This window comes from uncultured Arthrobacter sp., from assembly GCF_902805515.1.
GTDB lineage: Bacteria > Actinomycetota > Actinomycetes > Actinomycetales > Micrococcaceae > Arthrobacter_D.
Genome location: NZ_CADCTE010000117.1, coordinates 1 through 2,667 on the forward strand (window position 1 = coordinate 1; position 2,667 = coordinate 2,667).

General features: G+C 63.3%; 3 protein-coding genes. All 3 read right to left on the reverse strand.

Features of this window, described 5'->3' with window-relative positions; translation table 11 throughout:
- Positions 1 to 126: 126 nt before the first annotated feature.
- A complete protein-coding gene (locus tag QZX79_RS10210) occupies positions 127 to 633 on the reverse strand; it encodes a MarR family winged helix-turn-helix transcriptional regulator (protein ID WP_294568165.1) in 507 nt (168 codons plus the stop codon).
- 99 nt (positions 634 to 732) lie between these two features.
- Entirely contained in the window at positions 733 to 1,929 is a 1,197-nt protein-coding gene (locus tag QZX79_RS10215; protein ID WP_294568167.1) for a low temperature requirement protein A, read from the reverse strand.
- Positions 1,930 to 2,024: 95 nt separating this feature from the next.
- The coding region (locus QZX79_RS10220; RefSeq protein ID WP_294568169.1) for a flavodoxin family protein at positions 2,025 to 2,667 on the reverse strand (643 nt) is incomplete at its 5' end.

The following is a 2,667-nucleotide window of genomic DNA, read 5'->3' on the forward strand; positions in this document are numbered from 1 at the left end:
CACACATCAACCAACGTCCCCGGACAGTACACTTAGCAAGCCGCCGCAGACAGTGACCAGCGGGGGGCATCACCCAGGACGGGTATGCCCCCCGCTACGTTGCGGTGATCGTTTCAGGATTCCAAGTCACCTCAGGGACGCAAGGTGCGCGGCGAGGCCACGCATTGCGTCTTCGAGGAGGCTCAGCTGCTCGGTGCTAAGAGGGGTGACAAATATGTCGCGTATTGCGTGCAGATGCGGGGACGATGCCTTTCTGTAGAGATGCGCACCCTCCGCAGTCAGTAGAATTTCAGCCCCACGGTTATCATCAGCGGCCGCCTGCCTGCTGATGAGGCCGCGCCGCTCCATCCGGCCAAGATGATGAGACAGCCGGCTTCTTTCCCAGCTGATAGTTTGCGCAAGCTGTGACGAACGCATGCTGTGCCCAGGCTGGTCGTACAGTGCGACCATGACCGCGTAATCACCCGGAGACAGACCCGAATCCTCCTGAAGGCGCAGTGCGACCAACTGCTTCGCGGCCTCCGATGTCTCAATAAATGCCCGCCAAACACGCAGTTCATCTGCCGTCGGTGAGCGACGACTGCTCTCAGCGGCCAAGCCGTCGAGAGCGCGGTCCGCAGAGGTTTTTGACATGTGAACTATCCTATTCCCGCTCCTAGCGGCCCCTTCACAAAGCCGAACCGTCTCCCTTTCAGGCTTTCCGTTAGGCCAGCGTCTTTTTGCTGATTCCTGTCAGTGCCCCGAGCGTACGGCCAGCCGCGTCCCCTGGTACAGGAGGCTCTCGAGTGCGACGAGGACGGCTGCCGCGATGGACACCAGGACCAGGGCGGCCAGAGGCGGGATCTGGGCCGCGACGGGGATCAGGGCCAGGAGGGCAGCCGCCCCGCCGAGCCGCCATTTCTTCCATCCCCCGCCGATCCGCCGCCAGAACCCGGCGCTGCCCAGCAGGTACAGTGCCGCGCCGCCGAGGAGGGCGAAGGCGCCCAGAGCGCCGAAAGGCCCTGACTCGTAGACGTGCGCCAGGACGTCCTCCACCCCGAGCGCCGACAGGACAATCCCTGCGACGAGGGGCAGGTGCAGGTAGGTGTATCCGTCCACGGCGGCTGACGCCCTTTCGGCCCCACGTAGCGCGGCGAACCGGTGCTCGGCGGCGATGGCGGTGACGTCGAAGTGAAGCCACCAGAGGCAGATGGAGAGCGCCACGCCAAAGACGGCACCGATCAGGATCGGGGTGCTCACGGGCTCCTGTGAGGCGCCGACGCCGATCGCCACGATCGATTCGCCAAGCGCCAGGATGACGATGAGGCCGTACCGCTCGGTCCAGTGCGCCGCCGAATGCACCCGCCAGTTGCCGTGTTTTGACGTGAGGTAGGTGAGGGCGGCGTCCACGCCGACTCCGGCGAGCCAGAACCAGGTCTGCGCCGGACCTCCGACGAGGGCCCCCGTCACGATGAGCGCCGAACCGAGCACCATGCCAACGGCAGTCTTTGCGATCTGCCGGCGCAGGGGCTCGTCGTTTCCGGCCGCATAGGCGTACAGGGTCAGGTGCAGGACGCGGACGACAGCGTAGGACAGCGCCAGCACCAGGGGTCCGCTGAGGCCGCCTTCGAGGTCGTGGAAGGCCTCCGGGATGGCGAGGGATGAGATGAACATGGCGACCATGACGACGGACAACCCCAGTCGCATGATGCCCTCATCGACATGGGTCTGGTTGGAGAGCCACGAGAATGACACCCAGGACCACCAGAGCAGGGTCAGGATGATCATTCCCTGCAGGACGCCGAGAAAGGAATGCTCGTGCGCCATGAAACCTGTGACCCGCGTGAAGGCGAAGACGAAGACCAGGTCGAAGAAGAGTTCGAAGGTGGTGACCCGGTGGGATTCATCAGAGACTCTTGCGGCGGGAAGCGCCTTTCGTGATAGTGCCATGGCTCCAAGAATAGGTGTCGGAGCGGAGTTGATTCCTCTATTACCCCCGGCCCGCACCCGCACCCGTGCCCGTCCCGGCCGGCCCTGCGGAGTGCTCAGCGGTATTCAGGATTGGGGTGCGGCTCGGAATGATCGCGATCACTCCACTCCCCGGGGAGATTCCCCCAGGCGGGAATACCGTTATTGCGCCGCAGCATGTCCGCCACGTGAAGCAGATTCCAGGTCATGAAGGTCGTATTGCGGTTGGTGAAGTTGTTTTCGGGTCCGCCCGAACCCCGGTCGAGGTAACTCGGTCCTGGACCGGCTTCCCCAATCCATCCCGCATCGGCGGCAGGCGGGATGGAAAAGCCGATGTGCTGGAGGCTGTAGAGGATGTTCATGGCACAGTGCTTAACGCCGTCCTCATTCCCGGTCAGCAGAGCCCCGGCCGTTTTCCTGTAGTACAGGAACTGACCATTGGCCTGCGTCACGCCCAACATCGAATAGAGGCGTTCGATGATCCGCTTGGTGATCGAACTGTTGTCACCGAGCCAGATAGGCCCGGCAATGACGAGGATATCGGCCCGCATCACTTCAGCGGCGACGATCGGCCAGTCGTCATGGTCCCACCCCCGTTCCGTCATGTCGGGGTAGACACCGGTCGCAATGTCGAGGTCAACCGGTCGGATGATGTTCACCTCCACCCCATTCGTGCGCATGATGTTCGCACTCTTATCAATGAGGCCGGAGGTGTGACTC